14 protein-coding genes are annotated in these 15,386 nt (G+C 60.4%); 1 reads left to right on the plus strand and 13 read right to left on the minus strand.

Annotated elements, in window-relative coordinates; all coding sequences use genetic code 11:
• Window positions 1–93: 93 nt before the first annotated feature.
• The 13 genes from JJB74_RS24685 to JJB74_RS24745 all read right to left on the minus strand — a co-directional run bounded on the left by JJB74_RS24685 (window position 94) and on the right by JJB74_RS24745 (window position 14,216).
• Complete coding sequence (locus tag JJB74_RS24685; RefSeq protein WP_200596434.1) at window positions 94–3,468, minus strand: conjugal transfer protein TraG N-terminal domain-containing protein; 3,375 nt, start codon at window positions 3,466–3,468, stop codon at window positions 94–96.
• Window positions 3,469–3,477: 9 nt separating this feature from the next.
• Window positions 3,478–4,923 (minus strand): conjugal transfer protein TraH, encoded by a 1,446-nt coding sequence (locus JJB74_RS24690; RefSeq protein WP_200596436.1) that lies wholly within the window; start codon window positions 4,921–4,923, stop codon window positions 3,478–3,480.
• Window positions 4,924–4,944: 21 nt separating this feature from the next.
• A complete protein-coding gene (gene traF / locus JJB74_RS24695; protein WP_200596438.1) occupies window positions 4,945–5,880 on the minus strand; it encodes a conjugal transfer protein TraF in 936 nt (311 codons plus the stop codon).
• 102 nt (window positions 5,881–5,982) lie between these two features.
• Window positions 5,983–6,549: a S26 family signal peptidase gene (locus JJB74_RS24700; protein ID WP_200596440.1), complete on the minus strand. Its 567-nt coding sequence runs from the start codon at window positions 6,547–6,549 to the stop codon at window positions 5,983–5,985.
• Complete coding sequence (locus JJB74_RS24705; protein WP_200596441.1) at window positions 6,546–6,959, minus strand: hypothetical protein; 414 nt, start codon at window positions 6,957–6,959, stop codon at window positions 6,546–6,548. Before JJB74_RS24705 ends, JJB74_RS24700 begins: the two co-directional genes overlap by 4 nt.
• A gap of 35 nt (window positions 6,960–6,994) precedes the next feature.
• Window positions 6,995–9,439: a type IV secretion system protein TraC gene (traC, locus tag JJB74_RS24710; protein WP_200596443.1), complete on the minus strand. Its 2,445-nt coding sequence runs from the start codon at window positions 9,437–9,439 to the stop codon at window positions 6,995–6,997.
• A 75-nt stretch (window positions 9,440–9,514) separates the two neighbouring features.
• On the minus strand, window positions 9,515–9,853 hold the full coding sequence (gene traA / locus JJB74_RS24715; protein ID WP_234484830.1) for a TraA family conjugative transfer protein: 339 nt from the start codon (window positions 9,851–9,853) through the stop codon (window positions 9,515–9,517).
• Between the two features lie 45 nt (window positions 9,854–9,898).
• A complete protein-coding gene (traV, locus tag JJB74_RS24720; protein WP_234484831.1) occupies window positions 9,899–10,561 on the minus strand; it encodes a type IV conjugative transfer system lipoprotein TraV in 663 nt (220 codons plus the stop codon).
• Window positions 10,558–11,778: a TraB/VirB10 family protein gene (locus JJB74_RS24725; RefSeq protein WP_200596445.1), complete on the minus strand. Its 1,221-nt coding sequence runs from the start codon at window positions 11,776–11,778 to the stop codon at window positions 10,558–10,560. The genes traV and JJB74_RS24725 overlap by 4 nt, the downstream gene beginning before the upstream one ends.
• Window positions 11,778–12,629: a TraK domain-containing protein gene (locus JJB74_RS24730; protein WP_200596447.1), complete on the minus strand. Its 852-nt coding sequence runs from the start codon at window positions 12,627–12,629 to the stop codon at window positions 11,778–11,780. Before JJB74_RS24730 ends, JJB74_RS24725 begins: the two co-directional genes overlap by 1 nt.
• Window positions 12,626–13,258: a type IV conjugative transfer system protein TraE gene (locus JJB74_RS24735; protein ID WP_234484832.1), complete on the minus strand. Its 633-nt coding sequence runs from the start codon at window positions 13,256–13,258 to the stop codon at window positions 12,626–12,628. Before JJB74_RS24735 ends, JJB74_RS24730 begins: the two co-directional genes overlap by 4 nt.
• Window positions 13,259–13,269: 11 nt before the next feature.
• Window positions 13,270–13,554: a type IV conjugative transfer system protein TraL gene (gene traL, locus JJB74_RS24740; protein ID WP_200596451.1), complete on the minus strand. Its 285-nt coding sequence runs from the start codon at window positions 13,552–13,554 to the stop codon at window positions 13,270–13,272.
• The gene (locus JJB74_RS24745) at window positions 13,551–14,216 is read right to left on the minus strand and encodes an OmpA family protein (RefSeq protein ID WP_200596453.1); all 666 of its coding nucleotides are present in this window, start codon (window positions 14,214–14,216) and stop codon (window positions 13,551–13,553) included. Before JJB74_RS24745 ends, traL begins: the two co-directional genes overlap by 4 nt.
• A gap of 259 nt (window positions 14,217–14,475) precedes the next feature.
• Here JJB74_RS24745 and JJB74_RS24750 point away from each other — a divergent pair, with 259 nt between their 5' ends.
• Window positions 14,476–15,351: a hypothetical protein gene (locus JJB74_RS24750; RefSeq protein ID WP_200596455.1), complete on the plus strand. Its 876-nt coding sequence runs from the start codon at window positions 14,476–14,478 to the stop codon at window positions 15,349–15,351.
• Window positions 15,352–15,386: the final 35 nt, after the last annotated feature.

The following is a 15,386-nucleotide window of genomic DNA, read 5'->3' on the forward strand; positions in this document are numbered from 1 at the left end:
CTCTCATGCGGACCGGCGTTTCCGTCGCATTGGCATAAAAAATGGCATGCCATCGTGGTGACTGGCATGCCATTTCAGAACATCGGGTTGGGGCTATCGTTTATGCTTAGGAAGAACCGGCGGCCGTCCTGGCGATCCGCCTTGAGGTGCATGAGGCTGCGGGTGTTGAGAATCGTCGGGCCGAGCACCTTTGAATCCACCTAAGGGTTTCCCTTCCGGATCAAGGCCAGCTTCTCGATTCATCTTGCCACTTACGGCTGAGATCGCCGTATTGCCGGCAGCTACAGCAATGGCGGCTCCCTGTAGCATCTCGCGTTTATTCTCCATATCCTTCGCGCCAGGGGCAATTTCCGATACTGGAGTGGGGGCCTGACGCTGCAGTTTGTCCATTTCCATCTTGTCTTGCCCATTGGCTTGCAGCGCTGCATCGACGCGGTTGTTCGTCGCATTGGGCTTGTCGAATGACGCGGCAACCGCGCCAGCCGGTGGAGGCGTCGGTGCCCCGACTTCCTGCAAATGCCCGACCTTGGCGCCGACTTCACCCGGCCGCGGAACACCTGCAGTCGGAACAGCGTCCGCAGTACGTTGGGCAACGCCGGCGACGCGGTTTGCCACACCCGCTTCATCCAGCTCCGCAGGTTTGCGCAGGCCGGCATTGCGGTTCGCGTTCGGGCTATCTGTGGCGCCCATCACATAGCTGCGGTCCATCAGGGCCAGCGCGAATGTCTCGCGTACGGCTTCTTGATCCTCCTTGTTCGAAAAGCGCGTGCCGCGCATGAAACTGTCCGCTTGCTTGAGCGCCTTGTTCCATCCCTGGAGGTCCTGTTGATAATGTTGCGCCACGAGCGCGTCATTCGCTGCCCGGGTTTCCGGATTGGCTTTCAATTCCTGCATCACTGCTTCGGGCGTCATTGTCCTGGCCACGGTCTGGCCTGACGCGGCAGACACGGTGGACGTGTAGGACTGTTCTACCGCAAAGGCCTTTTGCAGCGCATTGCCGAAGATCTGGCTTGCCGTGTCGACGTCGCTATGCGACCTGCCGTCGGTCAGCGTGGTGGAACGTGTCGTGGCGTTCTGGCGCTGAGCGCTGGTAGTCTCGGTCATGCCCCAATCCTTCATCACCTTAACTGCCTCAGACTGATTTTCGCTCGAGGCCGAACGGTATGCATCCGAGTTCTTCAAGGAGATCTGCGCAGCGGCGGTCGCCTTTGTGTCTGCATCGTTCGAGTACAGGCTTGCCAGCTCGCGCGCATCTATGCCTTTCAACTTTCCAGCGACGTTTTTCGTGCCCGCGACGACAGACGATATAGCTCGTCCGGCCTGCTTTGCGAAGGCTCCTCCAACGGCACCACGAGCGGTCGCCATCGCAATTCCTCCAGCTCCTCCTTCCGGCGCTGTCAGGATGCCCGCCGCCACGGTAGCGGCCATGTAAGCGCCGTCCGCCACAGTGCCCCAAGCAGCCTCACGTGCCGCAGCATTGTCGCCGAACAGTTTGCCGGCGAAAGACGCATCTTTCGCTGATAGCGCCGCAATGCTGTCGCTAACCGCTTTTTGAGCTTGCGCCGGCTTCAGTTTCGAGCCAAGCGTGTTCGTCAACTGCCCCGCAAGTGCAGAGCTGATGCTCGAAGTAAGCGCCGCCGTCGACGTTGTATCCTGTGCGAGAGATTGCGCTTGCTCCTTCGTGACGCTAATACCTTTCCCGCGTTCGGTGGACAAGCGAATGCCATTGGATGTCTGATATCCGTGCGCTATGGAATCAACCTGGCTCGTACCGTAAGCGGCTTTGATATCACGCATTGAAGAATTCGTATCCTGCAACGACGCCTGCAACTGTTGGCTGATCGACTCCATCGCCGAGTTTCTCGCCGTGTCTGCGCTGGCAATGCCGGCCTGGTTTGCCACGTTGAAGGTAAGGCTGCTGTTGGCTGCGTTCTCGGCTTTGACCATATTGCCTTGCCGGTTCACCTCCGAGGCATGGCTGGCCATGACTGGCGCTGCACTCGATACGGGCGGCGTAACAAGGCTTGGATCGGTATGCCCTTGCCCATTCCATTTGCTGGCAAGATTGCTGAGCGAGTAGATCGAACCGGACAGAAGGGCAAGCGACACCATTGGCGTAGCCGCCAAGAGATCCGACGCCAGCGCCAGGCGCGTGCTGATGATGTCGAACTGCGCTTCAATGTTCGCCGGCACGAGCATGCCAGTCCCGGCCTGGATCGCCGCCAGCTTGTCGGAAACATTGGACTGGATGTACATCTGGATGACCGCAGCGAACGGCAGCCACGAGCTCGTCCAGATACCGAAACCGAGGTATTTGACATACAGGGGCAAGGCACCTGCGCCCTTGAACAGGCTGTAGATGATCACGATGGGCGAAAACCCGAAGAACATCAGCTGCAGGAACACGATGGCCGGGGTCATCATCCGGGTAAAGAACGTGCCGTTCGCGGTCGACTCGGCCTTCCACTTCTCGAACGCCTGATTCAGCGCGATGGTGCAGGTATTGAAGTCCTGCTGGCTGCTGGTGCTGTCCATGCAGCGGAAAGTATCCCGCGTCAGATTGTGAAAGAGCGCGTTGAGTGCATAGGCGCGCGCATCCTGCTGGCTGCCGGAGACGGCGCTGCCGACTTGGCCGATGTTCTGGATTGCCGCCTCGATGTCGCCAAGCTTGAACATGCCTTGCGGATCGTTGGGGTTCTTCTCGTTGGCATTGCGATTGACTAGCGTGGTGAACTTTTTGCTGTTGTAGAAGTTCGTCGCATCGGTGAGCAGCTTCTGTCCCGCATCGGGGCAAGCCATCGAGGTGCCGTTTGGGATACTGGCCTGATCGTAGTAGTTCGTCAGGCCGGACGGCCGCGCATTGGCAACGATATAGGCCAGTGCATCCGGGGCTTGTCCGTACGCGCCGGCCGCGTCTGCCTTGTTGAATGTCGTGGAGCCGTTGACGCAGTCGATCATGAACTGCGAAACATTCGCCGTCAGGAATGGGTCCGCCCCGCTGACGCCATGCCGCATCGACAGAAGCAGCTTCAACGGCACAACGAAGCCAGACGTCGATACGCCCATGTAGCTGCCATTCACGCTCTGGTACGAGGTATTGGCAAAGTCGAAGATCTTGTAGGCGCCCGTGGTGAACAGGCTCGCCGGCGCGGTGATAATCAGCGGGACGTTATCGACCTTCACCGTGTTGCCGGAATAGATGTCTTCGACCATGACGGAGGTCGGAATCGACATGAACGCCACCATGCCGGCGAACATGAGCGGCGTCGTGATCGGGTGCTGTCCAAGGTGGTTGTCGCCGGCAAGGCGGCCGATCGCTCCGGCCAGGCACGCGAGCAGCGCAATGAGCGCGGCAGTGAGTTCGGCGGCGAGGATAAAGCTCTTCTGGCCGAAGATCATCGCGACGCTATTGAGCACCGAGTAGAACGAGGATGCATCCCCCAGCACATAAATCGGGAACGTGAGCACGGGTTTTCCTTAGTAGAGCGACGTCTTCACAAAAACCGCAGGGTTCTTGGAGACGATTTGGTTCGTCATGGCGGCAGCGTCGAGCACCCGCTTATTGTTGCCTTCGGCTGATAGTCGAACGGCAGCCAGCTCCTCCGAGCGCAACTTCAAAGCGTCAGGAACAAAGGAGGGCCGCGTCACCTTGACGCCATCCCATGACTTGCGGGCGGCTGTCACTGCGGCCATGCCGTATTTCTCGGCCAGCTCGTCGGCAATTACTGGCGCCAAGTCGCGTGCGACCTGTTCGACCGCGCCTTGGCTCGCCTGCACTTGCTTCATCAGTGCAATCAGCTGCGGCCGGATAGAGTTGATAAAGGACGCCTGCGCCGTCGTAAAGCCGCACTTCTGCGTGGTGCAGGCGGTGATTTTGCCGACGATGGAATCTGCGATGCTGACGCCTGCGCCTTCCTTATCCCCGAACAGCATCAGGTTCGTGTATCCCAGAGTTCCCGGGAAATTGAAGTCCCGTTCTTCCACATTGAGGCACTTGTTGCGCTCCTGGCTATCGGCACAGTGCAGCACCTTCAGCGGCCTGCCGTTCGTGTTGCCATCGCGCAGCTGCGTAATGGTCAAGGTCGGCGCCCTTTCCGAACCCGGATCGGCACTTGGCTTGCCCTGGCCATCAGTTTCGTTCTTGTCCGCGGGAGAAATCACCACCGAGCCGATCAGGCTCATGATGACTTCATTGTCGCTGGCCGGGTCCGTTTGCGAGGTGGACGGATTGCCAAGCAACTGGCCGGGATTGGAGTCGGTCAGCGCCTTCCAGACCGGATTGCCGCAGTCGGGACAGGTATTGTCCTCATTGGCAGAAGCGACCACGGTCTTGGGCGAGGTGAACAGTTGCGTAATGCCGCCCATCAGGTCGCTGAACGCGCCCACGGCCGCTTCACCAGCCGCCGCGCCGGCCTGCGCCATCTCGGCGCGCGCATTCGGATCGCTGAAGGATTTCACGATCTGATTGGCCACCGCGCAGGTGTTCTTCATGTTTTCATTCAGCGACTGCATGGCCGACTGGAAGTTCTGCATCAGGTTGCCAAGCTGCGGGTTGATCGCATCGATAGCTGCCTTGAACGCCAAACCGATCGAGTTGGCCGCAATCTGGCGAAACAGCGCGACGATCTGATCGGCATTGATAAAGCTGAAGGAGCCGCCGAACATGTCGATGCCGCCGCATCCGGCATTGAACCTTGGCGGATCGAATGCCACCAGGTTGATGCTGCGGATCGGTGCGCGCACCCCAAGTCCGCCGCCGACGAAGCCGCCGCGCGTCTGGCTCTCGAATGCCGCCGGCGAGGTGGCATTGGACATGAACATGCCGTCCAGCGCATCCTGCAGCCCGGCGCGGCTCGTCAACGAGGTGGTCAGCATTGCCAGACCGATCAACGCGGGGAGTACTTTTTTGAATTTTTTCTTCATAGTTTTTGCCCTTGAGCGAAATTAGTAGCGGTTCTCCAGTCGGTCTTTCAGATACTTGACCCATTCCTTCGGATCGTCTGCGCGGCCCTGCTGGGTATCCTCATTGGTCAGCACGCCGCGGTCGTACGAGTTCAGCTTTGCCGACATTTCCTTGGGCAGCAGAGAGTTGCTGTCAGCCGCGAGGAGAATCCGGTCGATCAACTGGTCCTGCGCCATCATTCCCTGCGAGACGACGAAGTAGTTGTTGGGCGGCACGACAAGCACCGTGGTGGGCGTGATCTTGAGATTGAGGCGCTTGGCCTGGCCGCGATCGCGCACGAACTGCTTCACGCTCGGCAGTCCTTTCCCGTCCATGGAGATGAACTTGGTGATCAGCCCGTATTTCTTCGCCAGTTCATTCGCGGTATTAACCTGCGGTGCGCAGTAGTGGCACTTCGAATCGAAAAACACCCACAGGCCGCCGACTGACGAAATGTGTTTGAGCGCCTCGATCTTGCCTTCCTGTGCCTGGCGCAGGAAGAACGGCTTGGTATAGGAGGCAATCGGAACCCGGTTGTTTTCGTCTAGGAACGGATCGCTGGCGACTACACGTTGCGCCTGTTCCGCATAGCGCTGCGACTTGTCCATCGTGACGCGCTGCGCATACAGGTATGCCTCGACATTCTCCTTCGTCGGGTTGTTGACTGCCGCATCCAGCAGCTTTGGCATATTCACGCGCAGCCACTCCACCGAAAACGGGGCTGCCTTGGCTGGCGCCGCTTTCTCCGCCTCCTTTGCGCTTGGCTTGGCAGGTTCGGGCTGCGGCGGTGGCGGCGGCTTCGGATCGTCCTTCGGATCGTGATACCAGAACCAGCCCTCGGATTTGCGCGTGAAGAACTGGCCGCCAGATGGTTCCTCCTGTGCCATTGCCGGCAGACTCAGCACCAGCGCGGCAAGCAGGACGGTTTTAGAGAGCATATGTATTTCCAAACATAACAATTCTCCATACTGTATCAGTATGCACAGTTGCCGACAAGTAATAAAAAAGCGGCCTATGCGGCCGCGTCTGCTTGGAAGAACTTAGAAAAGGGGTTTGACGGTGCCGATGACGGCAGATTGGTCGAGGAAGCCCCAGTAGCGGCCGTCATAGCTGCGCGGCTCGGTGCCGAGGACCAGCAGTTTTCCAGCCGGGACAACTTCGCGCCGGTCGAAGGCACCCGGCTTGGCATGGAGCTTCGGCAGCAGGATCAGATCCCCTACCCGCTTGCCATTGACGTAGGCGACATCCTGTTTCACTTCGAGCACATCGCCCGGCACGCCGGCGATCATCTTGCCCACCAGGCGTCCTTCGAAAGCGGGCCCCATCAGGCCGTTGCGCGGCTTGAATGCGACAAACGCCCCCTTGTCGAAGGATTGCGGGCGGCCGAGTTTCATCAGATACACCCGCCAGGGAAGGCAGCGCACTTCCTGCATGTCGATGCCGACACGGATATCGTGCGTGGCCATGCTCAGCAGCGGATACAGAAACGCGAAAGCGAGCGCGGCCCAAAGAATCGCCCTGCGCGCGAACCGGCGGTTGCCGGCGTCCTCCCAGAATGCGTGCCAGCGCAGCCCACTGAACTTCGAGAAATGCGCTGCGCCGGTCATTTCAGCTTCACGCCCAGCTTGGCGGCGATGTCCTGGGTGATGTCGTTTCCTGCCGGATGGGTCAGCGCGACCGAGGAGTTGACGACAACCACGCCGGCGCGGGCATATTCTTCGAGCGTGTTATTCAGCTTGTCGACAAAGGCGTTGGCGGCAGCAGTGGCCTTGTCCGGATTCATGCCCGGCTGGACCAGGGTCGTGTTCATCGCTTCGCGGGCGATCTTGGCGGAATCGATGACGGCAACTGGCGTCCCGGTGGCGGATTGCGAAGCAAAGTGCCATGTCACCATGCCGCTGAACGCGGAAAACGCGGCGGCAATGATGCAGGTGGTCAGCAGGGAGACGCCGGTGGTGCGCGAAGCAGCGGGAGCCGACGGCGCGGATGCGGCGGAGACGTTGTTATTTTCGGACATGGTGTGGCCTCGTTAGATTTTGGTTGAATGGATTGTTAGGCAGCTTCGCGCTGCTGCAGGTAGGCATTGACGGCGTCGACCGCACTCTCGCCGCGCTTCATCGCGTCGAGGATGACGTCGCGCTCCGCGCCCTTGGTGGAGAACAGGACCTGGCTGAACGGGCTGACCACCATGCGGGCGATGCCCCAGTCGCTCTCGGACTGCTTGATCATCACTTCGCTGTACTTGCCCGAGTTCGTGTGGATCGACTTCAGCATGTATGCGCCGTACGTATCGATCTTGAATTGCTTGCCTTCGATGGCCGAATCGATCGATTCACTCTTTTGCTTCAGGATCAACTGCCACGCCGAGTTCTGATAGATCGCGCGTGTATTCGGGGAGCCGTACAGATCGGCAACCGACTGCGTCACCACGATCACCGCCGCGTCGTGTTTGCGCGCCTTGCGGTACACCGCTTCCATCGCCTTGCCCATGACGGGGTCATTGAGCGACTCCCATGCTTCTTCCAGGATCAGGATCTTGCGACGGCCATGCGTGAGGAAGATTTCATGGTTGATGCGCGCCATCAGCTGAAGCAGGATCACTTGCTGCAGCGCCTTCTTTGACTTCAGTTCCTGAAGTTCCAGAACGACAAAGGCGTTGTCCATGTTCAGGTTGTTCTCGCCATCGAACCAGCGGGTGTACGCGCCGCCGGCGAACGGGAACAGCTGCTTGCCGAGGCGTTGCGCTTCCGGGTCGGGCGACTGGATGCAGCACTCGGCAACCGCCGTCACGGTCGAGGCGTTGCCATACTTCTTGTAGGTCGTGGTGATGGCTTGCTCCAGCAGCGCCATCCGGTAGTCATCCAGCACTTCCTCCGGCGCGGCCATCTTGGCGATCATCGCCTTCAGGATGTCCATCTCCTCGTCGAGGTTACCGTCGATGTGGGTGAACGGATTCAGGCAGATATTCGATTCGGTGCCGAACTCGATGAAGGTGCCATTGTTGGCGTCTGCGGTCTTTTGCAGGCTGCGGCCGGTGTCGATGGCCCAGATCTTCGCGCCTTCCGCGAGGTAGTCCGTGATCAACTGCTGAATGAAGAACGATTTACCGGCGCCGGATTCGGCAATCACGACCGCATTGAAGTTGGTCTGCGAGTCGAACAGGTCGAACAGCACCGGCTGACCGCGGCGAGACATCATCAGCATCGCGCCGGAGATGCCGGTACCGGTCCATTCGCCAAACACGGGCAGGAACTGCACCGCGTGGCTGATCGCCATCGTATGGAAGCGGAACAGGTTCTTGATCCCTTCGCGGGTCGTGTTCATCGGCAACAGGTTGTACCAGAGCGGTTCCAGAATCCGCTTGTCCTCGCGCATTTCGAAACCGATCGAGGAGTAGTAGGCCTGCAGGCCCGCCGCCAGCTTGTTCAGGCGCTCTTTCGTCTTCGAGAAAAGGAAGACGGTGAAGTTGACTTCGCACAGGATCCCGCCGCGGCCTTCCATTTCGTGCACGAGCGTATCGATGCCGGCCTTCTTGTAGCCGAGGATCGGGATCATGTGCGCCGTCGGGCCGAACACCTGGTGGTTGATCATCGCGGATCGGCTCTTGACCCATTCGGCCTTGGCGACCTGGTCCGGGTAATGCAGCGTCATCACCATGTAATACGGATCGGTGATCTGGTTGCTCAGTCCCTGCGGGTCGCCGATGATGCTGTTCATGACGCTCAGACGGGCGCGCTTCGGAAAGAATTTCACGCTCATCGCCTTCGCATGGAAGTCGCCGTCGTGGAAGCTGATGCAGCTCTTGTCCGAGAAGTTGACCGAGTCGGCCGGCTGAAATATCTGTTCGCGCAGTGGCACGGCATCGTCATAGTGGTCCGTCGGCCTGTCCCAGAGATGCGTAATCAGGCGCATGACGTGCAGGTACTGTTCCGCGTCCATCATGCTCAACGCGATCCCGGTCGCCTTGATCGCCTCGAACATCCGGTCGGTGACTTCCCGCGCGGCGTACAGATCGACATCCGTCGGCATCGGATTCTGGCAGGGGATCTTGATCGTCAGCAGGATGCGCTGGCGGTTCAGCAAGATGCCGGAGGTGCTCACCAGCGGCTTCTCGGTGCCGGCGCGGTAGTGCGCGGCATGGGACGCGGCAAGCTCGGTGAGGATCGGCGTTGCCTGCTCCTTATTTGACAGGTATTGGCCCAGATAGTCCTCGACATCGGGGCTGGACAACAGCGCAAACTGGACGAAGCTGCCGGCGGGAAGCTGCATGCTCAATGCCGACTTGAATTTGTCCACCGTGGCGGCATCCGCGCCGGTGATCGGCAGGCCGGTGTAGCAGGCGCCCAGATAGAATTCCTTTCCATCCGACATATAGAAAATTTTGCTGTCGGTATCGCAGGCGCGCACGGTCAGCTTCTCGAACGGTACCGATTTGCGGTCGCCATCGATGAGAATGGGTTGTTTGGCCGTTTTAGAAGATTTGAAGAGCGAAAACATGGCGGAAATGGAATTTTGTCTGGGGGCTGGAAAATGGAGAGGCCGCAGCCTCTCCTGAATTCGGCATAACTGGCGTTACATCGCGGCCGAGAACATGTTGGTCAGCACGCCAGGGCCGATGGACGACGCCAGCGCCACGCCCACGCCGGTGGCAACCGACAGGATCGACTGCTTGATCACGCCGATACCCAGGCCCACGGCCAGCGCCGCCAGCGAGAACACCTTGCCGAGCGAGCCGGTCATCCAGCCGTCCAGGTTGGTCGAGACGGTGGCGAAGGTCGAATCCGAACCGGCGATCGCGCTGCCGGAAACCATCGCCGCGACGACGACGAAGGCCAGCAGGAAGGCGTGATGCTCCTTCGCGAACGAGGTAGCGGATAGGGTGGCGGAACGGGCGATTTGCTTCAGTTTCATGGAATGCTCCTAAGGGTGGGTGTGTAAAAGTAAAGGTGAAAAAATTTAGTTGAGGTTGATGTCCGAGGGCGACGGTAAACCCGGCACGCTGATCGCGGCCGACTGACGCGCCTCGCCCTCGGACGGCTTGGCGGCGACAGGTTGCTCTTTGCTGTCCCGTGCGGCGACTGGCGCTGCCGGCGCGCGGAAAGGAGTTATGGAATTGCGCCCGGCGCTCTCCGGCTTGCCGACCGACCAGCGGCGCGGCTGGATCTCGGTAAACAGGTAGCCGGGGTAATGCAGGTCGTCGTTCTTGTCGGTCCATTCGGCGATCCAGATGCGCATGACTTGCGCGGGCTCGCGGATCGGCTTGGACTTGCTGCTCTTGACGATGGCGGTGCCCGTCATCGAGACGTTGCGAGAAGCCGCGCCCGCGGAGTGGTTGGCCGGCGTTGCCTTGGGCAGCGCATAGGACATGGACGCGCCGCCTTCCTTGTCGTCCAGGTGCTTCCCGATCGGCATGTCGTATTCGGTTTCGGCCGGCATCTGCTCGGTCGACTTGTAGACCGCCATCGGGGTCTTGCAGATGATGCCCTGCGGCATACCGGGGCAAGAAAAGGTCGATTCACCCGCCGGATTCAGGGCTGATGCGCATCCGGTCAGCACGGCAGGCACGGCGATCGCCAGCGCCAGCAGTCGTTTATTCAGTACGAGGTTGAGCTTTTTCATTTGAATTCCACACCTTTGATCAGCACGACGGTCAGCTTGCGGCCGGCATCGATTTCCACGACGGGGGTCATTTCCCGCGCCATTTCGAGGTAAAAATGGGCAGCGGCTTTCGATGCGTCCGACAGGCCGCGCGCCACGCCGGTCTCGGCGATGGTGCCGGCGTCGATGCGCTGGGTTTGCACGATGCTGCCCGGGTTGATGTTCAACTGCGGCACATTGGTCGGCGTCACCGCCTGGCCGATGCCGGACAACACGCCAGCAGCGAGCGACTTGGCGATCAGGCTGCCCTGCTTGCTGACCAGGCGGCCGCGCGCGCCGACGCGTCCGTCTTCGCCGACGACATAACCGTCCATCTTTCCTTCCAGGACCTGCCCGTTCTCCCGGATGCAGGAGTAAGTCTCGGTGCGCAGTTGCGCCCGCTCGGAACTCATCACGCCAAACCCGGACACCAGCACGAAGCATTCCTTGATGTCGTGGGTGAAGTGATTCGGCAGGATCGCGTCGGACTTCACGCGCATGACGGCCGGGACCGGGTTCTTCTGTGCCACGGCGCTGGTGGGCGCATCCATACCATTCATCAGCACGGCTTCGACCATCGAGCCGGGCGGCATGTAGGCGAACACCTTTGCCTCCTTCTTCGCTTCCTTGCTGGCGAGCGGCTTGTCGCCGCCGATCACGCGCAGCTTCGGGCCTTCATCGCCCTTCGGCGCTTCCGCGCCCGCAGCGCCATCGAGGACCGGGGTGGCCAGCGCGCCGGTCGCGCCGGGGACCGGGTCGTTCAGTTTCGGGCCAGCGCCCGATGCGTTGCCCTTCTCGACTTCGTCCAGGCGCTTCTTCAGCGCCATCATTTCCTGCACCACTTCAGCATTGACCGAGTTGCGGCTACGGTCCTTCTCGCTGTCTTCCAGTCGCTTCAACATTTCCCGGTTGTCGGCGCGCTCCTTTTCCAGTTCCGCCTTCACCCGGTCGATTTCCAGGCCGTTGGAGGCCGACTCCGCAGCCACCTTCTCGACGGTCTTGTCTTTACCCTTCGGCAGCAGCAGGTTCGTCTCGCTGGGCGCGACCAGTTGCTTGTGTGGCGCCGTCTTCGGGCCACCAATCACGACGGACGCCACCAGCATCAGGCCGCCGAGGATCACGACAACTGCGGAAACCGCCCTGACTTTCGGGGGCGTGTTGTCCCATTTCTTCTTGAGCTGTTCAGCAAAGGCAGCCATCACTTGCCTCCCGTGGCTGCTTTATCGGCCATGACGAACACTTCCGTGCTCTGGCCCTTCTCCAGAATCGCGTTCGGGAAGATCGCCACCGCCCGCACGCCCTCGGTGGCGAACGCCTGCTCATCCATCTCGATGGTCGCGTCCGAGACGTTTTCCACCCGGTAGCGGTACACGTCATAGGAGGAGCCCGAGTAGCGCGCCTGCGGAACCACCATCAGCTGATCCATGCGCGCCACGGCTTTGGGCAATGCGCCTTCCGCGAAGCCTTCCGGCACCTTGCCGAGCGCGATCTGGCGCATCACGTAGCGGATGCGGTCCGTATAGACATTCCCTGACGGCGCTTCTTCCTCGGGCTTGGCGCCGACCGCCGCGAGCGGCTCGTCCAGTTGCAGCACGATGGTTTGCGACGGCAGGTTTTTCGGCACCAGCGTCAGTGACACCACTGGATCATTCGGCGACGAACCGGAGACAAACAGCGTGATCGGGTTCTCGCTCTTCGGCGTGACGTAGATGGACTGGCCGACCGCCTTGACCACGGCGGTTTCATCGTCCACGACTTTCGGGTCCGCATACGGGGTGGCGATCCGGTTCGGGAACTGCGCCGACACATAGATGATTTCGTTGCGATCGGACGACACCCGCACCACGTTGGCCTTGGTCGCCTGCTTATCGCCCGGCATCAGGCCCAGACCGGGAAGCTTCTGCTCGAGGATGCTGCGCTTGGCGACTGGCGCCTTCGCATGCATCGCCACCGGCGTGCCGACCGGCGGGACGCCGGGGGCCGGCGGCAGATCGTCGGCGTGTGCAGCAAATGCACTGAGAACAGACAGTGCGACTAACAGGCGTTTCATTGTTCGGTGTCCTTCACTTGTGCAGCAGCCTTCGTGCCTTCGGCGGCTTTCGGATTGCTTTCCAGCCATTTCAGGGTGTGCGGCTGGTTGCCGGAATAGTGGGTAAGTGCGTCGACGACCGGGCGGCCGGCATGCATTTCGACGCGCATTTCATAGGTGACTGCCTCGGATTCCTGCCTGCCGCCAGCGTTCTGCGTCGTCAGGTTGCCCATGACGAAGACCTTCGAGGAATCGCTCTCGAACATCACGCGGTCCGGCTCGAAGCGTACCGAGCCGCCCGTGGTCTTGAAGACCGGATCTTCGGCCAGTACGAGCAGCTGCTTGCGCACCTGCGGATAGATGCGGGAAGTCACCATGCCGGACAGCGAATCAGCGACAAAGGTGACGTTCTTCGGGCTGACGTTGGCCGCCAGGGTGGCGAAATACAGGCCGAACGACTTCATGTATTCGGCATCCGCCGCCTTCCAGCCGACTTTGACCGCCTTGTCGATATAAGGCGGCACCAGCACCAGGCGCTCATGGGCCGACATCTTGTCGACCACCAGAGCGCCGACTGCCAACGCCAGCACCACGTTCGACATCAGCATCATGGATGCGCCCTTGTTGGCCGCTTCCCAGGTCGATTTCATGAATGAGAGCTTCATTGGAAGAAGTCCCTCTTGGTGGAATCTTCGTAGTGCTTGTTCAGGCCCATGACGCCGAGCCAGTAGCACAGGTGCAGCAGGATGCCGTCGAGCGCGCCATTCTTGAAGCGCTTGAACGCTTTCACGGCGTAATAGCCGGCGACGATGGACAGCAGCGTGAACCAACCGCCGATCGCGATGCCGCAGCCGAGCAGGCCGATGAAGATCACGGCTTCGTCGATTTCCCAGAAAAACAACTGTGGCTGGCTGTCGACGTAGCGTGGGATATCAATCTCATTCATTGGGGTTTCACTCCTTTGGCGGCGGCGAAGGTAATGACGGCACGCCGGTTCTTCGCGGGGTTATCGAGGTCGACCGGTTCCCGCTTCCCGCGGCCGACATAGCTGATCTGGTCAGGAGAAACGCCGGCATCGATCAGGTAGTCGGCAACCGCCTTGGCGCGACGGGTGGACAGGCGCATGTTGTAGCGGTCGGAACCGACTTCATCGGCATGGCCGACCACCTTGATGTCGGCGCTGCGGGCGACTGCAGCGGTGGCGACACGCTTGAGCTGGGCGGCATCGAGCGGGGCCGATTTGTTGAAGGCGAAGAAGACGATGCCGTCGGTGGCGGGATTAAACGCCTTGGCCACGCCCTGCTGCTCGTCCGACTTCGGATAGAGGACGGCTGCTTCGCGCGGCTGTTCGGCCACGAACCAGGAGCGCACACCGCCGCGCACCTTTTCGATTTCGCCTGCACCGTGGCTAGAAAACGACGCGCCGCCATTCATCTGCGCGCCCTGGTCGACGATCACATGGGCTTCATGCGTCGGCTCGATGGCGATGGTCTGGTTCGTGGGCAAGCGCATGTGGCCGAGTTCGCCGGCACTGGCCGAACTTGCCGCCACCAGCGCCAGACAGGTCGCTGCGCTCATGGCGTTCAGTGGGAGGAATTTGTTCTTCATTACGAGGAGCCTTCGCTTCGGGCCGGTGTCGGAATCGGTTTGAAAAAAATACTGCGGACGAAATATAACAGGTAAAGCTAACCAATACCAAGTGAATTATTGGCTTGGAGCAACTAAAATACTTCTCTATAATTACAGCCACCTGTTAGGGATGAATAATTTTTTTCTGTTTCCGGGTGGCTTCGTTTGCTTATGCAGCGCTGTAAGTCATTTCAGCAGGCAAGGCAATTCCGCTTCGCAGCACTTCAGGAGAGCAAACATGAGTCATCAAGCAGCAGACAGCACTGTTCAGGCGGGCGCGTCCAACATCGCGCTGTGGGAAACCGTTCAGGCTACCGATCCCCGGTACACCCGGGATTTCACGCGGGCGGATGGTTTCAGCGGCACGGCCATCAATGCCACTTACCAGGCAAAGAAAGCCACGGAAGCCTTCGGGCCGATGGGCTTGGGCTGGGGCGTGAAGATCCTGGAAGAGCGCTATGTGGAAGGCGCTCACATGGGATGGAACGCGCAAGGCTCCGATCTCGGTCGGGAAAAGATCCACGTTGTGCGTATCGAGCTTTGGTACAAGTGGAACAACGAGCGCGGCGCGATCGAGCATTTCGGTCAGACCAAGTTCATCGGCTGTACCGCCAGAGGCGTGTTCACCGACGAGGAAGCGCCGAAGAAAAGCGTGACGGAGGCAACGTCCAAGTGCCTTTCCCTGCTCGGGTTCGGTGCGGATGTCTATATGGGCCTGTATGACGATTCGAAGTACGTCAGCGCAGTGCGGGATCTGTTCGCCGAAAACGACCCGGTCGCCGGCCGCTCGCAGCCGGTGGCGGGTTCCACCGCGGCGGTCGCCGCTGGCGCCGCAACGGTCGCCGATGCAGCAGGCAGCGCTAATGCGACGGGCCCGGCGCTAGCCACCCCTGCCGCGCCGCAGTTGTCAGAACGCTACAAGTACTACAAGGAAGAAATCCCGAAGGGCGTGGCCGATGTGGAGCGCAAGCGTTTCTTTATCCAGAACGACAGGGAACTGTCGGACATGGAACGCGCCACCCTGTTGTCCATGCCGGAACTGCAGGCCAAGGCTTCAGCACCAGCCAGCGATAACAGTCCGGCTTCGGATAGCCTCATGGGCACCTTTTTGTAACGTAACCGCCCCGCTCGCCTCTTTGGCGCGCGGGG

The organism is Noviherbaspirillum pedocola, from assembly GCF_016632335.1.
Lineage (GTDB): Bacteria > Pseudomonadota > Gammaproteobacteria > Burkholderiales > Burkholderiaceae_D > Noviherbaspirillum_A > Noviherbaspirillum_A pedocola.

Excerpts from the sequence above, each read along its gene's own strand:
- traL (WP_200596451.1), bottom strand. The coding sequence starts at position 13,554 with ATGAATGAGATTGATATCCCACGCTACGTCGACAGCCAGCCACAGTTG.
- traC (WP_200596443.1), bottom strand. The coding sequence starts at position 9,439 with ATGTTTTCGCTCTTCAAATCTTCTAAAACGGCCAAACAACCCATTCTC.
- JJB74_RS24705 (WP_200596441.1), bottom strand. The coding sequence starts at position 6,959 with ATGTCCGAAAATAACAACGTCTCCGCCGCATCCGCGCCGTCGGCTCCC.
- JJB74_RS24750 (WP_200596455.1), top strand. The coding sequence starts at position 14,476 with ATGAGTCATCAAGCAGCAGACAGCACTGTTCAGGCGGGCGCGTCCAAC.
- traF (WP_200596438.1), bottom strand. The coding sequence starts at position 5,880 with ATGCTCTCTAAAACCGTCCTGCTTGCCGCGCTGGTGCTGAGTCTGCCG.
- JJB74_RS24725 (WP_200596445.1), bottom strand. The coding sequence starts at position 11,778 with ATGGCTGCCTTTGCTGAACAGCTCAAGAAGAAATGGGACAACACGCCC.
- JJB74_RS24700 (WP_200596440.1), bottom strand. The coding sequence starts at position 6,549 with ATGACCGGCGCAGCGCATTTCTCGAAGTTCAGTGGGCTGCGCTGGCAC.
- JJB74_RS24690 (WP_200596436.1), bottom strand. The coding sequence starts at position 4,923 with ATGAAGAAAAAATTCAAAAAAGTACTCCCCGCGTTGATCGGTCTGGCA.
- JJB74_RS24745 (WP_200596453.1), bottom strand. The coding sequence starts at position 14,216 with ATGAAGAACAAATTCCTCCCACTGAACGCCATGAGCGCAGCGACCTGT.
- traV (WP_234484831.1), bottom strand. The coding sequence starts at position 10,561 with ATGAAAAAGCTCAACCTCGTACTGAATAAACGACTGCTGGCGCTGGCG.
- JJB74_RS24730 (WP_200596447.1), bottom strand. The coding sequence starts at position 12,629 with ATGAAACGCCTGTTAGTCGCACTGTCTGTTCTCAGTGCATTTGCTGCA.
- JJB74_RS24735 (WP_234484832.1), bottom strand. The coding sequence starts at position 13,258 with ATGAAATCGACCTGGGAAGCGGCCAACAAGGGCGCATCCATGATGCTG.
- traA (WP_234484830.1), bottom strand. The coding sequence starts at position 9,853 with ATGAAACTGAAGCAAATCGCCCGTTCCGCCACCCTATCCGCTACCTCG.